15 protein-coding genes and 1 tRNA gene are annotated in these 22,790 nt (G+C 66.4%); 12 read left to right on the top strand and 4 right to left on the bottom strand.

All coding sequences use genetic code 11. The annotated features are described in order from the left end of the window. Positions 1 to 87: 87 nt before the first annotated feature. On the bottom strand, positions 88 to 1,908 hold the full coding sequence (gene mutL, locus Q5H94_RS10075) for a DNA mismatch repair endonuclease MutL (protein ID WP_304561135.1): 1,821 nt from the start codon (positions 1,906 to 1,908) through the stop codon (positions 88 to 90). Between the two features lie 123 nt (positions 1,909 to 2,031). Here mutL and Q5H94_RS10070 point away from each other — a divergent pair, with 123 nt between their 5' ends. From Q5H94_RS10070 to Q5H94_RS10035, 8 genes are all read left to right on the top strand, one after another. After that, a complete protein-coding gene (locus tag Q5H94_RS10070; protein WP_304561134.1) occupies positions 2,032 to 3,078 on the top strand; it encodes a rod shape-determining protein in 1,047 nt (348 codons plus the stop codon). 78 nt (positions 3,079 to 3,156) lie between these two features. After that, a complete protein-coding gene (mreC, locus tag Q5H94_RS10065) occupies positions 3,157 to 4,044 on the top strand; it encodes a rod shape-determining protein MreC (protein WP_304561133.1) in 888 nt (295 codons plus the stop codon). Further along, on the top strand, positions 4,041 to 4,556 hold the full coding sequence (mreD, locus tag Q5H94_RS10060; RefSeq protein WP_304561132.1) for a rod shape-determining protein MreD: 516 nt from the start codon (positions 4,041 to 4,043) through the stop codon (positions 4,554 to 4,556). The genes mreC and mreD overlap by 4 nt, the downstream gene beginning before the upstream one ends. Continuing rightward, entirely contained in the window at positions 4,553 to 6,637 is a 2,085-nt protein-coding gene (gene mrdA / locus Q5H94_RS10055; protein ID WP_304561131.1) for a penicillin-binding protein 2, read from the top strand. Before mreD ends, mrdA begins: the two co-directional genes overlap by 4 nt. Beyond that, on the top strand, positions 6,634 to 7,746 hold the full coding sequence (gene rodA, locus Q5H94_RS10050; protein ID WP_304561130.1) for a rod shape-determining protein RodA: 1,113 nt from the start codon (positions 6,634 to 6,636) through the stop codon (positions 7,744 to 7,746). The genes mrdA and rodA overlap by 4 nt, the downstream gene beginning before the upstream one ends. A 91-nt stretch (positions 7,747 to 7,837) precedes the next feature. After that, positions 7,838 to 7,913 (top strand) — tRNA-Lys (locus tag Q5H94_RS10045). Positions 7,914 to 8,212: 299 nt separating this feature from the next. After that, positions 8,213 to 10,618, top strand: a complete 2,406-nt coding sequence (locus Q5H94_RS10040; protein WP_304561129.1) for a membrane-bound PQQ-dependent dehydrogenase, glucose/quinate/shikimate family — start codon at positions 8,213 to 8,215, stop codon at positions 10,616 to 10,618. Between the two features lie 159 nt (positions 10,619 to 10,777). After that, positions 10,778 to 12,400 carry an alkaline phosphatase D family protein gene (locus tag Q5H94_RS10035; RefSeq protein ID WP_304561128.1) on the top strand — a complete coding sequence of 541 codons (1,623 nt, stop codon included), beginning with the start codon at positions 10,778 to 10,780 and terminating at the stop codon, positions 12,398 to 12,400. Between the two features lie 66 nt (positions 12,401 to 12,466). Here the strand turns inward: Q5H94_RS10035 and Q5H94_RS10030 are convergent, their stop codons facing one another. Both Q5H94_RS10030 and Q5H94_RS10025 read right to left on the bottom strand, forming a co-directional pair. Next, positions 12,467 to 14,785, bottom strand: coding sequence for a TonB-dependent receptor family protein (locus Q5H94_RS10030; protein ID WP_304561127.1), 2,319 nt, complete (start codon positions 14,783 to 14,785; stop codon positions 12,467 to 12,469). Positions 14,786 to 14,942: 157 nt separating this feature from the next. Further along, entirely contained in the window at positions 14,943 to 15,242 is a 300-nt protein-coding gene (locus Q5H94_RS10025; protein WP_304561331.1) for a hypothetical protein, read from the bottom strand. Here Q5H94_RS10025 and Q5H94_RS10020 point away from each other — a divergent pair. Together Q5H94_RS10020 and Q5H94_RS10015 are read left to right on the top strand one after the other, a co-directional pair. Then, a complete protein-coding gene (locus tag Q5H94_RS10020) occupies positions 15,235 to 16,245 on the top strand; it encodes an NAD(P)-dependent alcohol dehydrogenase (protein WP_341850105.1) in 1,011 nt (336 codons plus the stop codon). The two genes, Q5H94_RS10025 and Q5H94_RS10020, sit on opposite strands and share 8 nt — an antisense overlap. 213 nt (positions 16,246 to 16,458) lie before the next feature. Beyond that, positions 16,459 to 17,355, top strand: coding sequence for a helix-turn-helix domain-containing protein (locus Q5H94_RS10015; RefSeq protein ID WP_304561125.1), 897 nt, complete (start codon positions 16,459 to 16,461; stop codon positions 17,353 to 17,355). A 36-nt stretch (positions 17,356 to 17,391) separates the two neighbouring features. Here the strand turns inward: Q5H94_RS10015 and Q5H94_RS10010 are convergent, their stop codons facing one another. After that, positions 17,392 to 18,924, bottom strand: a complete 1,533-nt coding sequence (locus Q5H94_RS10010) for a sulfatase family protein (protein WP_304561124.1) — start codon at positions 18,922 to 18,924, stop codon at positions 17,392 to 17,394. Positions 18,925 to 19,080: 156 nt separating this feature from the next. Between Q5H94_RS10010 and Q5H94_RS10005 the strand changes: the two genes are divergently transcribed. Further along, positions 19,081 to 21,834, top strand: a complete 2,754-nt coding sequence (locus Q5H94_RS10005; protein ID WP_304561123.1) for a TonB-dependent receptor — start codon at positions 19,081 to 19,083, stop codon at positions 21,832 to 21,834. Between the two features lie 29 nt (positions 21,835 to 21,863). Continuing rightward, on the top strand, positions 21,864 to 22,787 hold the full coding sequence (locus Q5H94_RS10000; RefSeq protein WP_304561318.1) for a formylglycine-generating enzyme family protein: 924 nt from the start codon (positions 21,864 to 21,866) through the stop codon (positions 22,785 to 22,787). The last annotated feature ends 3 nt before the right edge of the window (positions 22,788 to 22,790 follow it).

Here is a 22,790-nt window from a genome sequence, read left to right as displayed (position 1 = left end):
GGCAAAGCCGTCGGCCGGGTTCGGGGCTTCGCGCCGACCCGCCGTCCGGGCGCGGCGCTTGCGCTCCCGCGCACCGGGGCTACGCCCCTAGCGCCTGCCGAACAGCTTCTCGATATCGCCGTGCGCCAGCTTCACCCACGTCGGGCGGCCGTGGTTGCACTGGCCGGAGTGCGGCGTGACCTCCATCTCGCGGAGGAGCGCGTTCATCTCCGCCACCGACAGCACGCGGCCGGCGCGGACCGAGCCGTGGCAGGCCATCGTCGCGGCGACGTGATCGAGCCGTTCCTTGAGGCTCAGCGCCTCGTCGAAGGCGGCGAGTTCGTCGGCGATGTCGGTGACGAGGCCAGTCACGTCGCCCTGACCCAGCATCGCCGGGACGCCGCGCACCAGCATCGCGCGCGGGCCGAAGCGATCGAGGTCGAGGCCGAACTCGGCCAGCTCACCCGCGCGCGCCTCCAGCCGGTCGCAGGCGGGCTCGTCCAGCTCGACCACCTCGGGCAGCAGCAGCGCCTGTGACGCCACGCCGCCATTGGCCATGCTCTTGCGCATCCGTTCCAGCACGAGCCGTTCGTGCGCGGCGTGCTGATCGACCAGCACGAGCCCGTCTTCGGCCTCGGCGACGATATAGGTCTTGGCCACCTGCCCCCGCGCCACGCCGAGCGGAAAGCTGACGGTCTCGGGCGGCGGGGCGTAGGCGGGCTCGGCGCGGGCCTGCGGGGGTGGTGTGAAGAAGGTGGGGCGGCGGTCGTACACCCGCGAGCCAAGCCCCTTCCCTTCAGGGGAGGGGTTGGGGTGGGGCTGCGCCTCAAACGCAAAGCTCTGCGAGGCATCCCCCACCCCTTGCCCCTCCCCTGAAGGGGAGGGGTAAAAAGAAGAAGAGGTCCACATTTCCATCGTCGCCGCGTCGGCGCGCTGCGCGCTGCGGTGGCCCGCCTCATCGAGCGCACGCCGCAGCCCGCTGACGATCAATCCGCGCACCAGGGCGGGCTCGCGGAAGCGGACCTCGGTCTTGGCGGGGTGGACGTTGACGTCGACTTCGCTCGGCGGCACGTCGAGGAACAGCGCGACCACCGCATGGCGGTCGCGCGCCATGAAGTCGGCATAGGCACCGCGCACCGCGCCGACGAGCAGCCGGTCCTTCACCGGCCGGCCGTTGACGAAGAGATACTGGTGATCGGCGACGCCGCGATTGAAGGTCGGCAGGCCGGCGATCCCGCCCAGCGCGACGCCCTCGCGCACAAAGTCGATGCCGATGCCGTTCTCGATGAGGCCGCGGTCGGTCAGCGCGGCGACGCGATCGGGCAGCGTTTCGCCCGCGCTCACCGAGAGCACGCGCCGCCCGTCATGCTCGAGCGTGAAGCCGATATCGGGCCGCGCCATCGCGAGCCGCTTCACGACATCGAGGCAGGCGGCATATTCGCTGCGCGGCGAGCGCAGGAATTTCCGCCGCGCGGGAACGCGCTCGAACAGGCTATCGACCCGCACCCGCGTGCCGGGGGGAATCGCGGCGGGCCCTTCGCCCGTCACTTCGCCGTTGTCGACCGTGCGCGACCAGCCTTCGCTTCCCGGCACCCGGCTCTCCAGCGAAAGCCGTGCGACGCTCGCGATCGAGGGCAACGCTTCGCCCCGAAAACCCAACGTCGCAACCGCCTCGATCGCCTCGTCGGGGAGCTTCGATGTGGCATGCCGCTCCAGCGCGAGCGCCATGTCGGCGGGGCTCATGCCGCAGCCGTCGTCGGTCACTTCGATCAGGTCCGTGCCGCCTGCGCCGAGGCGGATCGCGATGCGCGTGGCACCGGCGTCGATAGCATTCTCGACCAGTTCCTTGAGCGCCGATGCAGGGCGTTCGACGACCTCCCCTGCGGCGATTCGATTGATGAGGTGTTCGGGCAGGCGCCGTATTGACATGGGTCATGCTCTAGCCCAAGCGCAGCCATCCCGCGACCCGCAATCACTCATGAAAGTGGTCCCTCGCGGGGCTGTGCGACCTGCCGCGTGTTCTTTGAAAAGCGGCGCAAGACGGATTACCCAATGGCCTGGTTTTCGAAGTTCTTCAGACTCATGTCGCACGACATGGCGATCGATCTCGGTACGGCGAATACGGTTGTGTATTTGCGCGGGCGCGGGATCGTTCTCAACGAGCCTTCGGTGGTCGCGGTCGAGACGATCAACGGCGTGAAGCGCGTGAAGGCAGTCGGTGACGACGCCAAGCTGATGATGGGCAAGACGCCCGACAGCATCCAGGCGATCCGCCCGCTGCGCGACGGCGTGATCGCCGACATCGACGTCGCCGAGCAGATGATCAAGCACTTCATCCACAAGGTCCACGGCGGGCAGCGGCGCTTCATGCGCTGGCCGCAGATCGTGATCTGCGTGCCGTCGGGCTCGACCTCGGTCGAGCGCCGCGCGATCCGTGACGCCGCATCGAACGCGGGCGCGAGCCAGGTGTGGCTGATCGAGGAGCCGATGGCGGCGGCGATCGGTGCCGACATGCCGGTCACCGAGCCGATCGGTTCGATGGTGGTCGACATCGGCGGCGGCACGACCGAAGTCGCGGTGCTGTCGCTGCGCGGCCTCGCCTACACCACCTCGGTGCGCGTCGGCGGCGACAAGATGGACGAGGCGATCGTCAGCTACGTCCGCCGCAACCACAACCTCCTGATCGGGGATGCGACGGCCGAGCGGATCAAGCAGGAAGTCGGCGTCGCCAAGCCGCCCGCAGACGGCATCGGCCTGACGATCCACATCAAGGGCCGCGATCTCGTCAACGGCGTGCCCAAGGAAATCCAGATCAACCAGGGCCAGATCGCCGAGGCGCTCTCGGAGCCGGTCGGCACGATCGTCGAGGGCGTGCGCATCGCGCTCGAGAACACCGCGCCGGAACTGGCCGCCGACATTGTCGACCAGGGCATCGTCCTGACCGGCGGCGGCGCGCTGCTGCGCGGGATCGACGAGGTGCTGCGCGACGAGACCGGCCTGCCCGTGACCATCGCCGAAGACCCGCTGACCTGCGTCGCGCTCGGCACCGGCCGCGCGCTGGAAGATCCGGTCTATCGCGGGGTGCTGCACAGCGCCTGATCGCTACCCAATGCCGGCCGCCCGGTGTAGGACAGCAGACGATTCTAGCGGGCCGTTGCGGCCTTACACGGGGTATTGATGGCGGCGTCCGGCAATCGGCGTCCGGGATTTTCCAGGCGCGCGCAATATAGCGTATTCGCAAGCTATGTGATCGCCGTCGCGGGGACGCTGGTCGGCGCGATCCTGCTTGCGCTCTCGCATTTCGATCCGGTCGCGTTCGCGGCGTTCCGCGCTGGCGTTGCCGAAGTGACCACGCCGATCTCCTCGGGCATCGCCTGGGCCGGTCGCACGGTCGGCGCGGCGCCGCAGACGGTGGTCGATTTCGTGACTGGCGGGCAGACCGCCGCGATGCGCAAGCAGATCGAGGATGAGCGGGCGCTGCTCACGCGCGCGCGCGCGCTGGCCTATGAGAACCGGCGGCTGAAGGCGCTGCTCAAGGTGCGCGAGCGGATCGCCGAGCCGGTCGTCACGGCGCGGCTGGTCTCCTCCTCGGGATCGAGCACGCGGCGCTTCGCGACGCTCAACGCGGGCGCGTGGCAGCATGTCGAGACGGGGCAGCCGGTGCGCGGGCCCGGAGGCCTGATCGGCCAGGTGATCGAGACCGGCCCCAACACCGCGCGCGTGCTGCTGCTGACCGACCCGGAAAGCTCGGTGCCCGTCCGCCGCACGCGCGACGGGCTCGCCGCGCTGGCGCAGGGGCGCGGCGACGGGCTGCTCGATGTGCGCGCCGTGAGCGGCAACGCCGATTTCGTCGCTGGCGAGTTGTTCGTCACCTCGGGCGCGGGCGGCGTCTATCCGCCCAACATTCCGGTCGCGCGCGTCGTGAAGCGCGGCCGCGACATCGCGCTGGCGCAGGCTTTCGCGCGCGCCGACACGCTCGACTATGCGATGGTGGAGCGTGCCTATCTGCCGCCGCTGCCGCCCCCGCCCGCCCCGGCCGCACCGCCCAAGGCCCCGAAGAAATGAGGCCCCCGCGCAAGCGCGGCCCGTTCGACGAGGCGCCCGACTCGACCTGGATGCGCGTTCGCCCGGCGGTGAGCGTGATGGCCGGGTCGCTGATCGCGATCCTGCCGATGGTCGCGCATTTCCCCATTCTGCCGCCGTTCGGGTTGTTGATGCTGCTCGGCTGGCGGCTGATGCGGCCGGATGCAATCCCGATCTGGGCACCGCTCGGCCTTGGCCTGTGGGACGATCTGCTGAGCGGGCAGCCCTTCGGCAGCGCGATGACGATGTGGATGCTGTGCTTCTTCATGATCGATTTGATCGACCAGCGTCTCGTGTTTCGCGATTTCTGGCAGAACTGGCTGATCGCGGCGGGGGGCGTCGCCTTCTGCCTTTCGCTTGCCCGCCTCACCGCGTCGCCGCTCGCCGCGCATGTCGACACGGCGGTCGTGCTGCAGATCGCGATCTCGGTGATGCTGTTTCCGGTCGTATCGCTGCTTTGCGCGTGGCTCGATCGGGATTATGAACCTGCATGAGCCGTCCCGAGCGGATCCTTACCGAGGCCACGCAATCCTATAGCTTTTCGCGCCGGGCATTGATGCTGGGCGTGGGCCAGGGAGCGTTCGCGCTGGTGCTGGCAGGCCGTATGACGTGGCTCGCGATCGCCGAGAACGAGCATTACAGCCTGTTGTCTGAGAGCAACCGCGTGAACAACACGCTGGTGCCGCCCCGTCGCGGCTGGATCGTCGATCGCCACGGCCGGCCGATCGCCAACAACCGCACCGATTTCCGTGTCGATCTCATCCCCGATCTGCTCGAGGACAAGGACCGGGTCATCGCCGAGTTGCAGCGCCTGCTCGGCCTGAAGGACACCGACCTCGCCCGCATCGCCGCCGACCTGAAGCACGCCCGCGGCATCCAGCCGGTGCAGGTAGTCGACAATCTCGATTGGGAGCGGTTCGCGAGCATCAGCGTCCACCTGCCGCAATTGCCCGGCGTTCAGCCGACGCGGGCCTTTGCACGCAGCTACCCGCTCGGTGCCGCGGTCGCGCACCTTACGGGGTATGTCGGTGCGGCGAGTTCCGAACAATATCTCAAGACCAAGGATCCGCTGCTGCTCGCGCCGGGCTTCAAGCTCGGCAAGGACGGGCTGGAGAAGACGCTCGAGCAGACGCTGCGCGGCGTGCCCGGCGCCAAGCGCGTCGAAGTGACGGCGCGCGGCAAGCTGGTGCGTGAGCTTGCCACCCGCCCCGACCAGCCCGGCCACACCGCGCGCCTGACGATCGACGCGGGTCTGCAGGAATATGCGGCGCGCAGGCTCGGCACCAACTCCGGGTCGGCGGTGGTGATCGACTGCCTTTCCGGCGAGATGCTGGCGATGGTCTCGATGCCGGCCTACGACCCCAACAGCTTCACCGATGGTATCAGCCACCTCGAATGGAAGATGCTGTCGGACAACGATCACGTGCCGCTGATGAACAAGGTTCTGCAGGGGCTCTACCCGCCGGGATCTACCGTCAAGCCGATGAACGGCCTCGCCCTGCTCGCCGCCGGGATCGATCCCAGCGCGCGCGTCAACTGCACCGGGGCGCTGCGCGTCGGCAACGGCGTGTTCCATTGCCACAAGAAGAGCGGGCACGGCGGCCTCGATCTGAAACATGCCATCATGCAGAGCTGCGATATCTATTTCTACGAGATGGCCCGGCGGGTCGGGTACGACAAGATCGCCCCCATCGCGCGCGAGATGGGGCTTGGGCAGAAGTTCGAGCTGCCCTTCGCCAGCCAGCGCTACGGCACGATGCCCGATCCGGCGTGGAAGCTGAAGAAATACAAGACCGCCTGGACGGTGGCGGATTCGCTAAACGCCTCGATCGGCCAGGGCTATGTACTCGCCAATCCGCTGCAGCTTGCCGTCATGGCCTCCCGGCTCGCATCCGGCCGGGCGCTGAAGCCCAGCATCATCGCCGGCCAGGCGCACGACGCCCCGGAAATCGGCATAGCGCCCGAGCATTTCGCCGTCGTGCGCGATGCGATGTTCAACGTCGTCAACGGCGGCGGCACCGGCGGTGCGGCGCGGATGCAGGTGCCGGGCATCAGCCTCGCCGCCAAGACCGGCACCGCGCAGGTTCGCCGCATCACGATGGCGGAACGCGCCGGCGGCGTGCTCAAGAACGCGAGCCTGCCGTTCAAGCTGCGCGACCACGCGCTGTTCGTCTGCTTCGCGCCCGCCGACAAGCCGCGCTATGCCGCCGCGATCGTGCTCGAACACAACGGCCATACTGTCCGCAACCTCGACACGCCGATGATAGGCCGCGACATCATGACCTATCTATTCGACCGCGAGCGTGCGCTGAAGTCGCTTGCGGAGGTCGAGCCGACCTGGGGCGGCGACTACAAGACGCGCATGGCGGCGGAGTCCGAAGCGTACCGCCTTGCCGCCAACGCCCCGCCGCCGACCGTCGCCGCGCAGACCGAGGTGGGCGCCACCGCCGCGACCGAAGCCCCCGCCGTCAACGCCGCCGCAGCTGCCGACGTCTCGACCGCGGAGGCCGTCGCCCACACCACCGAATCCGGCAACAGCGTCGCCGCTGACGGGACGACGGAGCGCGACCAGTGAGCACGCTCGATTACGTCCCCAAGCCGCTCGCGCAATTGCCGTGGAAGATCATCCTGCTGGTGCTGTGCATCGGCGGTTTCGACCTGCTCGTCCTCTATTCGGCGGCGGGCGGCAACGCGCGGCAATGGGCCGTGCCACAGGGCATCCGCTTCATCGTATTCCTGTGCGGTGCCATCGTGCTGTCGCGCGTGCCCGGGCGCTTCTGGCCGAAGTTCGCGCTTCCAGCCTACGGCGTGTTGATCGTGATGCTGGTGCTGGTCGAGCTGGTCGGCGCGGTGCGCGGCGGCGGGCAGCGCTGGCTCGATCTCGGCATCATCCGCCTGCAGCCGTCCGAGCTGATGAAACCGTGCATCGTGCTCGCTGCCGCCAAATTCTACGACATGCTGCCGCCCGGTGAGATCCGCAAATTCGGCGCGATCTGGCCTGCCGGCCTGCTCATCCTGCTACCGGCCGCGCTGGTGATGAAGCAGCCCGATCTCGGCACCGCGCTGATGATCGTGGCGAGCGGCGTGACGGTGATGTTCCTGGCCGGCGTGCCGCTGCGGCTGTTCATCGGCGCCGCGCTGGGGCTGGCGGCGGCCGTGCCGCTGGCGATCAACTTCGTGCTGCACGGATACCAGCGCAACCGCATCCTCGTCTTCCTCGATCCCGAGAGCGATCCGCTCGGCATCGGCTATCACATCAGCCAGTCGAAGATCGCGATCGGATCGGGCGGGATTTTCGGCAAGGGCTTCCTCAACGGGACGCAAAGCCACCTCGACTATTTGCCGGAGGGCCATACCGATTTCGCGCTGGCGACGATGATGGAGGAATGGGGCCTGGTCGGCGGCGTGCTGCTGATCGTGGCGTTCGGCATCATCGTGCAATGGGGCCTGAGCGTCGCCCTGCGCGCCGAAGGCCGCTTCGCGCGGCTGACGGCGGCGGGGCTGACGACGACGATCTTCTTCTACGTCTCGATCAACATGGCGATGGTGATGGGCCTCGCGCCGGTCGTCGGCGTGCCGCTGCCACTCATCAGTTTCGGCGGCTCCGCGCAGATGACGGTGATGCTGTGCCTCGGCATCCTGATGTCGATCGACCGCCAAAACAGCAATGTGACGCGCTGGTAGCAAAAAACCGTTTGCATGCGCGGACAAGCGTTGCTAACCGCGCACCTCCCGAAGCGGCCGCGCCAACAGCGCCCCTGCCGACGAGGGATACGGACGCATAGCTCAGTTGGTAGAGCAGCTGACTCTTAATCAGCGGGTCCTTGGTTCGAGCCCAAGTGCGTCCACCATATTTCCCTTATACTCGAGTGCGATATGTGCGGATTGTCTCCGCGCGGCGTTTTTCGACCGTTTCGATTCAGAAGCGGACGATCGTATCGTACGGATGCGCCACGGACTGCCGGACAAACGTGGAGCGACGATCGGCGGGCAATGAACCTGCGGTCTGCAGCAACAAACCGGAAACCCTGTGTTGCATGTATCCACAAGGAACTCTCCGCGCCGTGACCGGTTGGCCACGCCAAGCAGATCAGGCGTTCTCCACGCGCGCCCAGCAGATGCCCACCGGGACAAAGATGGAGACTTGAAGATGGGCGGACGGCGCAGCTGGTCGGCAATATTACTCGGTTTGGTGATTGCCGCGATCGGCATCGTGCTCGGCATCGGCGGAGCATGGCTCGCGGTGCTGGGTGGGTCGCTCTATTATCTCGTCGTCGGCATCGCGATGCTCGCCGCGGGCGTGCAGTTGATGCGCAGCCGGATGATCGGCGCCTATGTGTATATCGGCGTGGTGGCGGTAACGGTGCCGTGGGCGTTCGTGGATGCTCACAGCAATCTCGTCTGGGCGCTGGTGCCGCGCATCGTCGCGCCGATCGTGCTGCTGATCGCCACCTTCCTCGTCATGCCGACGCTGACGCGCGCGCCAAACCGCTGGAAACTGGCGGGTGGCGGCGTGGCGGCGGTGATCGCGGCGACGGCCGTCCTCTTCACCGTGCTCGGGTCGCAGGATAGCACGGTCGCGGCACTGCCCGCGCAAAATTCCATCGGCATGGGCGATCCATCGGGCACGGCGACCGGCGCCGACTGGCCCGCTTATGGCGGCACCGGCGCGGCACGCCGCTATTCGCCGCTCACGCAGATCGACGCCGGCAATGTCGGCCAGTTGCAACAGGTCTGGCTGAGCCACACCGGCGACATGCCGGCTACCCCTGCCGCCGCGAAGATGTACGGCGCGGAGACGACGCCGCTCAAGATCGGCGACGCGCTGTATCTGTGTTCGGCCAAGAACATCATGATCTCGCTCGACGCGGCGACGGGCAAGGAGCGCTGGCGCTTCGATCCGAAGGTCGCGGACGAATGGATTCCGTACACCGCCGCCTGTCGCGGCGTGAGTTACTACAAAAACCCCGTCGCCAAGCCCGGCGATGCCTGCGCGGAGCGCGTGATCGAGGGCACGCTTGATGCGCGACTGGTCGCGGTCGACGTGAAGGACGGCAAGCCCTGCGCCGATTTTGGCGCGAACGGCCAGGTCGATGCCAAGATCGGCATGGGCAAGGTGTTTCCCGGCCTCGTCTCGATCAACTCGCCGCCCGTCATCATCCGCGGCATCGCCGTGACGGGCCACCAGACCACCGACGGGCAGGAGCGCTGGGAGCCTTCGGGCGTGATCCAGGGCTTCGACGCGGTCACCGGCAAGCTGCGCTTCGCCTGGGACATGAAACACCCGGAGTGGAACGGCTATCCGCCCGCCGGCCAGGAATGGTCGCGCGGCACCCCCAATATGTGGACGATTGCGAGCGGCGACGAACAGCTCGGCCTCGTCTACCTGCCGATGGGCAATTCGACGGTCGATTATTGGAGCACGCTGCGCTCCCCGATCGAGAACAGCTTCGGCACCTCGATCGTCGCGCTCGATGTCACGACCGGCAAGCCCCGCTGGAAATTCCAGGCCGTGAAGAACGACGTCTGGGATTACGACTTCGGCAGCCAACCTTCGCTGATCGACTATAAGGGCACGCCCGCCCTGCTCGTCGCCTCGAAGCAGGGCGACATGTACGTGCTCGATCGCGCGACGGGTAGACCGCTGACGCCGGTCGGGACGATCAAGGCTCCGGGGGGCGGGATCGAACCCGGGCAGCGCTCGCCTACGCAGATCGTGTCGCTGTGGCAGACGCTGCGCAAGGATCCGCTGACCGAGTCCGATATGTGGGGCATGTCGCCGATCGATCAGATGATCTGCCGCATCAACTTCCGCCGTGCGAGCTACAAGGGCTTCTTCACTCCGCCCGAGGTGGACCGGCATTCGATCGAGTATCCCGGTTATAACGGCGGCAGCGACTGGGGCAGCCTTGCGGTTGATCCGGCGCGTGGCGTGATCGTCGCCAATTATAACGACATGCCGAACTACAACCGGCTCGTGCCGCGTGTTCAGGCCGACAAGCAGGGCTGGTTCACGCGCGAACAGAAAGCGGCGATGCTGAAGGACGGCAAGCAGGTGAAGGTCGAGGCGGGTGCCGAGGGTGCCGGTGACCCGCAGGCCGGCACCCCCTATGCGATCGACGTCAACGCCGGCTGGCAGATGCCGTTCACCGGCATGCTGTGCAAGCAGCCGCCATACGGCGGCATCCGCGCGATCGACATCGCCACCGGCAAGACGATCTGGGACCGGCCGTTCGGCTCGGCCCGGAAGAACGGGCCGTTCGGCATTCCGAGCTACCTGCCCTTCACGATCGGTACGCCCAATAACGGCGGTTCGGTGGTGACAGCGGGCGGCGTGATCTTCGTGGCGGCAGCGACCGACGATCTGTTCAAGGCGATCGACATCAAGACCGGCAAGATCCTCTGGCAGGTCGCGCTTCCCGCCGGCGGTCAGGCCACACCGATGGTCTATGAGCAGAACGGCCGCGAATATGTCGTGCTGATGACCGGCGGCCATCACTTCATGAAGACCCCGATCGGCGATCAGGTGATCGCCTGGGCACTGCCGGCGAACTGACCATATAAACCCGGCGGCGGCGTGAGGCGTCGCCGGGCGTTGACCCGCGCGTGATCTGACTCCGTCGGCGGGGCGCTGACTCACCGCGCTCCGGCAAAGTGTCACGCGCAGGACTTATCGACAATGCAGGACTTCGCGGGAAGCGCAGGAGGCCTCCCAATGCAGTCGATCAACCGCCGTTCTCTCCTCATGACCGGCACGTTCGGCCTGACGGCCCTCGCCGTGCCCGGCTTCGCCAAATCGGCCAGCATCGCGACCGCGCGGGGCTTCACCCATGCCGTCGCGAGCGGCGAGCCGGCGGCGGATTCGATGCTGTTGTGGACGCGCTATGTTCCCACGAACGGCGACGCCGTCGAGCTTCGCGTAGAAGTGGCGGAAACGCCGGACTTCGCGAAGATCGTCTCCGGCGGCGCGCAGATTACCGGGCCGTGGCGCGATCACACCGCGAAGATCACCGTCGGCGGGCTCGCGCCGGGCCGCAGCTATTACTTCCGCTTCGTCGCGCCCGACGGCACGTTTTCGCCGACCGGACGCACCAAGACGCTGCCGGAAGGCATCCCCGCGAGCTATCGCATTGCGACCTTCTCCTGTTCGAACATGCCGTTCGGCTATTTCAACGCCTATGGCCACGCCGTCGCGCGCGGCGACGTGGATCTCGCCATCCACCTCGGCGACTATCTCTACGAATATGAGGCGGGAACCTATCCCGCCGCCGCGGAGGTCGTGGCGGGGCGCCCGCTGGAGCCGTCGACCGAACTCCTGCACCTCGCCGACTACCGCCTCCGCTACGCCAGCTACCGCGCGGACCCCGATCTCCAGAAGCTGCATGCGTCGGTGCCGATGATCGTCCAGTGGGACGATCATGAATCCGCGAACGACAGCTGGGAGGGCGGCGCCGAGAACCACCAGGCGGCGGAGGGCGACTGGGGCATCCGCCGCGCCGCCGCGATCCAGGCCTACCGTGAATGGATGCCGGTGTCAGACGAGCCGTGGAAGGCCTATGACATCGGCACGCTGGCGACGCTGTTCCGCACCGAAACGCGGCTGCTGGCGCGCACGCGGCAGCCCGATATCGCCGATCTTTTCAAGCAAGCCGATCCGGCGAAGGCGCTCGTCGCCTTCCGCGACGGCGCGTGGATGGACCCGGCCGCGACGATGATGGGGTCGCAGCAGGAGGATTGGCTCGCGCACGCCATGCGCGGCTCTGTCGCACGCGGCACGCACTGGCAGGTAGTGGGCTTCGGCACGATCCTCGGCAGTACGGTGATGCCGGCGCAGGCGGCAGACTGGATCGATCCGGATGCCAAGGACAGTTCGAAGGGGTATATCCTCGCAGGCATCGCGGCGGCGCAGGCGGGGCTGCCGTTCAACTACGACAGCTGGGGCGGGTATCCCGCCGCGCGGTCGCGCTTCCTGAAATCGGCGCAGGCGATGGGCGCGAACCTCGTCGTGCTGACGGGCGACAGCCACAATGCCTGGAGCTACGATCTGGCGCAGGACGGCAAGCCCGCCGGCGTCGAGTTCGCCGGGCACAGCGTGACCTCGCCGGGCTACGAACATAGCGTCCGCACCGATCCCAAGCGCGTCGCCGCCGGACTGGTGGCGGCCAATCCCGAGCTGAAATGGTGCGACACCAGCCGCCGCGGCTATATGGCGACGACGATCACGCCGGACCGGATCAGCAACGACTGGGTGATGATGGACACGATCAAGACGGCCTCGCGCAAGGCGATGATCGGCCACACGGCGGTTCTACAGCACGGGCGCAACGCCGCCGGCTGAGGGCATTTCGAACGGGAAAAAGAGAACGGGGGCGCCGGCCGGCGCCCCCGTTTTGCGTTTCAGCCCTTAGAGACCTTTCTTCAGCGTCACGAAGAACTGGCGCGGCGCACCTGCGAGCAGCGTCTGGCTGTCACCGCTCTTCCCGAAGCCGTTCGAGCCGATCGTTGCGACATAGCTGAGATCGGTCAGGTTGGTGACGCTCGCCTCGATGCCGAAGCCGTTGAGGAAGCCCTCGCCCTTGAACGTATAGCCGATCGCCGCATCGACCAGCACCCGGCCGGGCACCGACTGATCGTTGAGATAGGTGAAATAGCGTTTCGACATATAATTCGCGCTGATCCGCCCCATGAAGCGGCCGTCGTCGTACACCGCCTCGCCCTTCAGCATGTGCTCGGGATTGTCGGGCACGGTCTTGCCCTTGGTCGCCGTATCGATCGCGCCGACGCTGCCGATGGCGTTGCTGATGACGTTGTCGAGATATTCCGCCCGGCTATAGGAATAGGAGGCGAACAGCGAGACGGCGGGCAAGACCTTGTAGAGCGCCGTGATCTCGATGCCGTAGTTGCGCACCGATCCGACGTTCTGCAGCGTCGTCGGGTTGCCAGCACCACCGGTGCCGTTGGCGAGCGACAGCAGGCGGTTCGAGAAGTCGACGTAATAGCCGACGACCGACGCCTGGAAGCCGTTCATGCGGAAACGCCCGCCCGCCTCATAGGTGGTCGACCGCTCCGGCTTCAGCGTGTTGCGGATCGCATCGAGGCCGGCCTGCGTCGTGGCGAACGGCGAAGCGCCGACCGCGGCGGAGGTGAAGGCGCGCATGTTCTGCGTAAAATTGGCGAACAGCTCGGCCTGATCCGAAAGCCGGTAGAGCGCGCCCGCCTGCGGCAGGAACCAGTCCTTCGCCTCGATCCGGCCCGTCGCCAGCACGCCGACGATGCCGATCGCGTTGTTGGTGACCTTCAGCCCCTTCCAGCCGCCGGTCAGCGTCAGCCTGCCAAGCGCCAGCTTGTCCGAGACGTAGTACATCAGCGTCTCGGTGTTGAACTTCGCGTCGAACTGCGTGAACAGCGGGTTGGTCTTGAACTCGAGCGTCGGCAGCGACGCGGTCGCCTGATTGGCGAGGCCGTAGAAGCGGCGCGCGTTCTCGAAGTCGTTCGATTCGTACCAGCCGCCGACCTCGAGGTGATTGGGGCCGGTATCGAGCGCGACATGGCCGAGGATACCGCCACGGTGGATATCGTATTCGGTCGTGCGCACCGACAGCGCGGCACCACCCGGCGTCGGCGTGTACGGCAGATACCAGACGCCCTGGCCGTGGTTGTTGTGGTAATAGCCGGTCAGCTTGAGCGACAGGTTGTCAGTCAGGTGGCTGTCGAAGGTCGCACCCGCCAGATAGTCGCGGCGCAGGCCGCCCGCGTCGAAATAGACGTCGTCGACGGTCTGGTACGGTGCCGGGAATACGGTGCCGACGCCCGGGTAGGGCAGCGGACCGCCGACCGGCGCGTTCTGGTTGGCGTAGATCTGCGCGAGGCGGTTCGCGAGCGGGAAGTCGTTCGAGATGTTGTCGAGATTGTAGCCGAGCCGGTTGATCAGATCGAGGCTGAGATCCTGGTAATCCTGCTCGCGGCGATCGGAGAAGTTGAAGAATGCCGTGATCGAACCGCGATCCCCCAGATCCTGCACGATCTTCGCGTTGATCTGGTGCTGGCGCTGTTCGCCGAAGCCCTTCCACTTGTCGGTCTTGAGATAGGCGTAGCTGAGATAGCCCTTCAGGCCACCCCCGGTGATGTCGCCGCTTTCGAGGCGCACGAAACCGCGGAAGGTCTGGTCGCTGCCGTAGGTGGCCGAGGCCGCGATGCCGAAGGTGTTCGACGGCGCGAGCGAATTGAACTCGATCGTGCCGCCGAGGTTGCTGCTCGATGCCGTGCCGAGCGCGCCGGCGCCCTGCGCGACCGACGCCGCGCCCATATTCTCCGAGATGATCGCGCGGCTGATGTGCAGGCCGTTCGAGTTGCCGTAGCTCATGTCGCCGAGCGGAACGCCGTCGAGCGTGAAGCCAAGCTGGTTCTGGTTGAACCCGCGCAGCGTGATGCGCGACGACCATTCGTACGCGCCGAAGGCATCGGCCGCCTGATAGTTGACGCCCGGCAGCTTGCTGATCGCCTTCAGCGGGGTCGAACCCGGCGTGAGCTGCAGGATGTCGGCCTGCGTCACCGTCTGCACCTGACGCGACTGACCGAAGCCGAGCACGACGATGTCGGTCGCCGTATCCGCCTCCGCGGGCGCTGCAGTGCTCGGCGTCTCGTTGCTCTGTGCGAGAGCCGCGGTGGAGGTGCAGGCAAGCAGAAGCGACCCGCAAAGCAGGTGAGATGCTCGGACAGTCATGATGTGTATTCCCCTGATCCGCCGTTTATCGGCTTAGGCGCCGCCTGCACGCGCGGCGTTGCGGTATCGTGACATTATCGAGGCAGTTCTGCTTCCACGACAGGCACGCGCATCGACTGCCCTTGGTCGAGGGCGTCCGCATCGCATTTCGGTCGCTTTAGTGAACGCTCGTGGCAGACGAACGCGGGCTCATCACCGCTTCCAGATGCGAGGCCAGTTCGGCCTGCCGGAACGGCTTTTCGAGTCGCGGCAGATCGGCCGCGAGGCCTGTCGCATCGGAATATCCCGAGACCACCAGAACATGCAGCCGGGGCCGCAGTTTCTTCGCGGCGCGAGCGAGGTCGGCACCGGTCATCTGTGGCATGATATGGTCGGTCACGAGCAGGTCGATACCCGACTTCACCGTTGAGACCGTGCAGATCGACGCGCCGCGCCCCGGCGAGGTGCTGGTGCGCATTGCCGGCGTCGGCCTGTGCCACACCGATCTCGTCGCGCGGGACCAATTCATCCCGATCCCGCTGCCCGCCGTGCTCGGCCATGAGGGTGCTGGCGTCGTCGAGGCGATCGGCGCAGGCGTCACCAAGGTACAGCCAGGCGACTCCGTCGTGATCGGGTTCAGCAGTTGCGGCCACTGCCCGCGCTGTGCGGAACACCTGCCCTCCTATTGCCAGTCCTTCCCGGACCTCAACTATGCGGGCGCGCGGGCGGACGGAAGCACGGGCCTTCACCGTGACGGCGCGCCCTTGTCGGCGAACTTCTTCGGCCAGTCGTCCTTCGCCGGTTTCGCGCTGACGGAGGAGCGCAATCTGGTCAAGGTCGATACCGACGGCGTGGCGCTCGAGCTGCTGGGTCCGCTCGCCTGCGGGCTGCAGACGGGCGCGGGCGCGGTGATGCGCTCGCTCGATTGCCCGCCGGGCTCCTCGATCGCGATCTTCGGCGGCGGGCCGGTCGGCCAGGCAGCGGTGATGGCGGCCGCCTATCGCGGCTGCGCGACCATCATCCTCGTCGAACCGCTCGCCTCGCGGCGCGACATGGCGATCGAGCTTGGCGCCACCTATGTCATCGATCCCGCCGCCGGCGACGTAACAGCCGCGGTCCGGGAACTCCTGCCCGCAGGCGTGGATTTCGCGATCGAGACCAGCGGGCGCGAAGCCGTGGTCGAAGCGGCGCTCGCGACACTCGGCAGCCATGGCATGCTCGGACTCGTCGGTGTGCCGCCGCGGCCGGAAAGCACGCTCACCATCAACCTCGCCTCGGTCATCACCTACGGCCACCGGATCGTCGGCATCATCGAGGGCGATACCGATCTCGACGGCTTCATCCCCGAACTGATCGCGCTGCACCGCGCGGGGCATTTCCCGTTCGACAAGCTGGTGACGACCTATCCGCTCGCCGAGATCAACGCGGCGGTGGCGGCGCAACATCGCGGCGATTGCATCAAAGCCGTGCTGATCCCGTGATGCGAGGGGACGGCCTGATGGCAATCGCCGAGAATCCGAACGGCGCGTGGCAAAGGCAAAGCCACGACGATTTTTGCAAAGATTCGACCGCAATGTGCGCTATAGTACCTGGCCGAGACGGGCGCAGCCCGCGCAGAGAGGATATGGATTGATCTTGCCCCAGATGCGTCGATGCGCCGTTTCCCGACACTCGGCCCTCGAACGGGGGGCGGCATGCTGACCCGCGCCGGCAAGGATCCGACTCAGGATGTCTGGCATTCGGAGGCGATCATCTCCGACACGCTGCAGCGCGGACCCGAAATGGCGGCGGCGTCTTCGGACGGCCGCTGGCGCTTCAGCCGCTGGCGCAATTTCGTCGGCAGCTACACGCTGCCCGGCCTGCCCGATCCGATGTTCGTCATTCATCTCGGCGGCAAGCCGAGCGTGCGGACGTGGGACCGCGACGGCTGGAGTGAAACCACCTCCTTCCCCGGTGCCGCCACCATCGTGCCCGCGACCATGCCGACGCGCTGGCTGGTTGATGGCGAGCTTGATGTCATTACTTTCAGTATCAACCGGCACGACCTGCAGGCGGCATCCGTTTTCGAGCAGTTCGCCAAGATGCGCTTCGCGTTTTCCGATCCGCTCGGCGCGGCGCTGGCGCGCCAGATCCTGTCGGAACTGTACAAGCCGTCGTCCGACGGGCGCGACGTCTATGTCGCCGCGCTGATCGACGCATTGAAGGCGCACATGATGCGCGGCCCGTCGAGCGCGGCGCCCGCCGACGTGCCGACCTCGTCCTTTTCCTCGTACCGCATCCACAATGTGCTGAGCGCCATCAACAAGGCGCCGGAGGCCGAGCACAGCCTGGAGGATCTGTCGGCGATCGCCGGCATCACGCCGTCGCATTTCTGCCGCGTGTTCAAGCAGGCGGTCGGCATCTCGCCGCATCAATATGTGCTGAAGGCCCGGCTCGAGCGTGCGGAACAGATGCTCAACCAGTCGAACGTGTCGATCGCCTTCATCGCGGATTCGCTCGGCTTCACGAGCCAGAGCCATTTCAACCGCGCCTTCCGAAATCACTTCGGCGACGCGCCAACCTCCTTCCGCAAACGCGCCGGCGGCCATTGAAAGCGGAGCGCGCGCTGCGCTTCCAATGACTCGTCGCTATTGATCGGGCGCTGGCGAGGCCGCGGGCACCGGCTTCGCAGGTTCGTCACGCGGAACATAGCGTGGCAGGCTGCTCATCCAGCTCTTCAGCCTGGCGAGCAGGCGATCACGAACCGCCGGCTGCCCTGCCGCGAGATCCTTCGCTTCGGCAGGATCGGACGCCAGGTTGTAGAGCTGCGGCTTGGCACCGCCGAACTCGGCAAGCAGCTTCCAGTCGCCGTCGCGGATCGCGAAACGCGGCGACACGTCGCGTTCCTGAAACGGCACGTTCGGCTGCGTCTTCGCACCTTCCTTGCCATAAGCCCAGAATAGCGGCGGGCGCGTGGTGATGGGCGTGCCGGCCAGGGCCGGCGAGAGATCAATACCCACGCTCCCCTCTGGCGCCGGCGCGCCGATGATGCTTGCCAGCGTCGGCAACAGATCGACACCGCCCGCAACCGTGGTCTCGTCGCGCGTGCCCGCCTTGGCATGGCCGCGCCAGTAGAGGATCAACGGCTGCCGGATGCCGCCTTCGTAAAGGCTGAACTTGCGGCCGCGAAGGTTTTCGGCGCTGCCGGGCGCGGTATTGCCATCCTTGTAATATTTCTGGAGCGAAGACGGCCCGTTGTCGGAGGTCACGATGACAAGCGTGTTGTCGAGCTGGCCCATCTGATCGAGCCGCTGGAACAGCCGCCCCAGCGTCCGGTCCATCTTGACGAGGCTCGCGAGGAAACGGTCGTCGTCCGAGCTCGTCCCCTTGCCCATCACTTCGGACAGGCTCTCGTCATCGGGGGCCCAGGGATCATGCACGTCGTTGAGCCACAGGTTCACGAACCACGGCTTGTCGCCATGCTGCGCAACAAAATCGACGGCCATGTCGGCATATAGCCGCGTCAGGTTCGTCTTGTTTTCCCAGAACCGCGGGCCCTGTCCGAGTTTGTCCGACGCCTGCGCGAGATCGCGTTCCTCGTCCGATACCAGCACGCGCGGCCCCAGCCCCTCGAACGTGGTGAAGCTCTTGTCGAAGCCGTAGGCGGTCGGCCAGGGCGCGTTGCCGATGTCGCGCCCGCCGCCGAGATGCCATTTGCCGATATGCGCCGTCGTATAGCCCGCGCCTTTCAGCAACTTGGCCAGCGTCGGCAGTTTGGGATCGAGCCAGTCCGCCTGCCCCTGTTCCGCATTCTTGGCGCGCGTCGCGGTGATGCCGACAAAGCCCACGGTCGCGGGGAAACGCCCGGTCATAAAACCGGCGCGCGAGGAGGAACAGATCGGCGATGCGTCATGGAACTGCGTGAGCAGCACGCCGTCTCGTGCGAGCTTGTCGAGATTGGGCGTCGCGACCTTGCGATTGCCCATGATCGACAGATCGCCATAGCCCATGTCGTCCACCAGCACGAAGAGCACGTTCGGGCGCTGTGCGGCGGGAACCGGACGTGCCGGCGCTTCTTTGGCCGTTGCCGGTGCCGTCGTCGCGACGACGGCCAGCGGCGCGGCCAGCGCGAGCGCGACGGCGGCACCGCGCAGGAATGGGCGTTTGCGGGGTACGGACATTCTCCAATCTCCTTCGGCCAGCGAGGCGTTTGCGCGTCCTAGCAGGATCGCAAATCCCCGCGTGCAGATAAATCATACTACGTTGATAGGAATTCTTGCGCCAGCTTTTCACGAGCTTTGCTAGCTGGTGTCGCGACACGACAGGGAGACATTCCAGTGAACGCGCGTATCGCCCTCGGGCTCTCAGCCTCGCTTTTGACCATTGCCGCCGCCGCGCCCGCACACGCGCGCGACACCGACGCCCCCGCTCCTCCCGCCGCCGCGGCCGCAGACGACGCGCAGAACGACGGCGAAGTCGTCGTGACCGGAATCCGCCAGTCGCTGCAACGCGCCGCCGACATCAAGCGGAACGCCACGCAGATCGTCGATTCCATCGTCGCACAGGATATCGGCAAGCTCCCCGATCCGACCACGGCCGCCGCGCTTCAGCGCGTTCCCGGCATTCAGGTGTCGGTCAATCGCAACAACGAACTCGGCGATGTTCGCGTGCGCGGCCTGCCCGATGTCCTGACCACCGTGAACGGCCGCGAAATCTTCACGACGACGGGTCGCAAGTTCAACCTTCAGGATCTTCCCGCCGAGGCGCTGGCGGGCGTCGATGTCTACAAATCGCAATCGCCGGATCTCGTGGAAGGCGGCCTGGCGGGCGTGATCGACCTCAAGCTCAACCGGCCGTTCAGCTTTACCAAGCCGACGGTCGTCCTGTCCGCACGCGGCAATTACGGCCTGCGCGCCGGCGACGTGAGCCCCTCGTTCGGCGGCCTCGCCACGAAACGGTTCGACACCGGCATCGGCGAAATCGGCGTGCTGGTGAATGCGACGTGGCAGCGCAACGATTACGAACGGGACCAGACGATCCTGAGCGGTGTCCGCAGCTCGCAGGCTGCGCCGCTCAATACGCCGGGCTTGCTGCTTCCCAACATCATGCAGAATTTCCCGGAAGAAGGCCGGCTGGACCGCACCCAGGTCAATGCGTCCGTACAGTGGCAGGCCGCACCGGGCGTGCAGGTCTACCTGGACGGGCTCTATACGGATTCGCACGATCGCGGCGCGCATTACGGCGCCAACATGCAGCCCTATACCACCAACGTGACGCTGAGCGGCATTTCGAAGAGCGACAACTGCTTCCAGGCGAACGCGACGGCGGCGGGCCAGAACCCGACGGGAACGGCCGCATCCACGCTGCAGACGCTCTGCGCGGTCAACAGCATCACCTTCAACAATCTCGTCGTGAACCAGACGACGCAGGCGCGCGACAATTACACGAACAACAAGAGTATCGCCGGCGGCATCACCTTCGACCGGGCGGGGTGGAATGCCAATCTCGACCTTTCCTACCAGACGTCGCACGCCGACAACACGCTCATCATCGCCGATATCGGCCAGCGCCTCGCCAGCGTGACGCTGGAGCCGAACGTGGACGGCGTTCCGCGCTTCACGATCCCCGGCAGAGCGCTCCAGACCACAGACGGGCTCTATATCCGCAACAGCTATCAGCAGAATTTCCAGCTGACAGACGGCTATCTGTTCGCGGCGAAGGCCGACGCGCGGAAGGAGTTGGGCGGGTTCCTGTCGAGCATCCGCGTCGGCGCGCGCTATGCGAAGCGATCGGCCAGCACGCAGCAGGTCGTTCTCAACACCGCCGTGCCGGGCGGCAACCTCGGCACCGCGACGGAGCCGACGGCGGTCAAGGTTTCGGCGACCGGGCTGCCGGCGGATTTCCTGTCGCTCGGCTCGGCCGCGCCCGGCATCAATGGCGGGCAAGCCTTCTACGTGCCCAATCCCGACTATCTGCTGTCGGGCGCGGGTCAGGATGCGCTGCGGCGCTACGTCGGCCTGGCGGCCGGACGCCCCGCGTACCAGAAGGACAGGCAGTTCAATGCCGATGAGCAGACGATCTCCGCTTATGCCGAGCTGAACTACGCGCTCGACGTGAGCGAAGGCCTGGCCATCGACGGCATCGTCGGCGGGCGCTTCGTCCAGACCGATCGATCCCTGAACTTCTTCCAGGCGACGACGGCGGCCGGCGTGACGACCTACACGCCGATCAACGCCGACACGACCGACCGGGATTTCCTGCCCACTGCAACCGCGCGCCTGAAGCTCGACGGTGGCCTGCAGGCGCGCCTCAGCTACTCGAAGTCCATCCGGCGGCCGGAGTTCACCGATCTCAACCCCGTCGTCACGCTCGCGCTGTCGAACAACCCGTTCGTGCAGAGCAGCGGCAGCGCCGGAAACCCCAATCTGCGCGAGCAGAAATCCGACAATTTCGACGCCACGGTCGAATATTATTTCCACGGTGGGTATATCGCCGTCGCCGGATACTATCGGAAGATCCACGACCGCGTGCTGAACGGCGCGGCACCCGAAACGTACAACGCCGTCACCTACAGCGTCACCCGCCCGCGCAATCTCGGCGAGGCGAGCTTGAAAGGCATCGAGGTCAGCGGCCAGTATTTCGCGGATTTCCTGCCGGGCGCCTGGTCCGGCATCGGCGTGCAGGGTGCCTTCACGCTGGCGGATTCCAAGATCGAGGGCAATGATCCGCTCGCGGGCAACCCGCTTCAGGGCGTTTCGAAGTACAATTTCACCGCCGGGTTGCTCTACGAGAAATACGGCCTGAGCGGCCGCCTGATCTACACCTATCGATCGCAATATTTCGACAGCGACCAGACCGGTTCGATCTCGGTGCGCCCGGCGGGCACGACCACGTTGCTGAGCTACGTCCGCCCGGCCGGCCGCCTCGATTTCAGCCTCGGCTACGATATCACCCCGAAGATCCGCTTCGATGTCGGCGGCACGAACATCCTGCGGAGCAAGACCCGCGATTATGTCGGCAATTCCTACCTGTCCTTCGAATCCTTCTATGACGAAACCACCTACACAATGGGTGTGCGCGTGCGGATATAGGGCGCATGATGACGGATCCTGACGGAGACATGGTCGCGCTGCCCGGTGCCACGTTCGGCATGGGTTCCGATCGTTTCTACGCGGAAGAAGCGCCGCGGCGGCAGGTTCGCGTCGATGCTTTCCGTATCGACCGCTTTCCCGTCACCAACCGCCAGTTCGCGCGGTTCGTGGCGGAGACCGGCCATGTCACCATCGCGGAGACGGTGCCCGATCCCGCGGATTACCCCGGCATGTTGCCCGAAATGGCGTTTGCCGGATCCGGCGTGTTCCAGCCGACATCCACGCCGGTCGATACGAACGATCCCTCGCTCTGGTGGCATTTCACCGCCGGAGCGGACTGGCGCAGGCCGCTCGGGACCGACAGTTCGCTGGACGGGCTGGAGGATCATCCCGTGGTCCATGTCAGCTATGCCGACGCGCAGGCCTATGCCGCCTGGGCGGGCAAGACCCTCCCGACCGAAGCCGAGTGGGAATATGCCGCGCGCGGCGGGCTCGACGATGCCGACTATGCCTGGGGCGACACGCTTGCGCCGGACGGGGCCATGCTCGCCAATTACTGGCAGGGGCTCTTTCCCTTCGCGAACCAGTTGCTCGACGGTTGGGCCAGAACCTCTCCGGTCGGCATCTATCCGCCGAACGGCTTTGGCCTGTACGACATGATCGGCAACGTCTGGGAATGGACCGCCGACTGGTACGGCGTCCGTGGCGGCGCGAAGGGCAAGCCCGCCAGGTCATGCTGCGCGCCCGCGGAAGCCAATCCGAGGGGCGGAACGCGCGCCGCGAGCTTCGACCCGCTGGAGCCCGAGATCAGGATCGGCCGCAAAGTCCTGAAAGGCGGATCGCATCTCTGCGCCGCCAATTACTGTCAGCGATACCGGCCCGCCGCGCGGCATCCGCAGCCGATCGATTCCTCCACCAGCCACATCGGCTTTCGCTGCGTCTCGCGCGGCTGAACG

Origin of the sequence: Sphingomonas immobilis, from assembly GCF_030580995.1 — a bacterium.
In the GTDB taxonomy this organism is placed as follows: Bacteria; Pseudomonadota; Alphaproteobacteria; order Sphingomonadales; family Sphingomonadaceae; genus Sphingomonas; species Sphingomonas immobilis.
The sequence above is the reverse complement of the archived record's forward strand: the minus strand, read 5'-3'. Positions and strand labels throughout refer to the sequence as shown.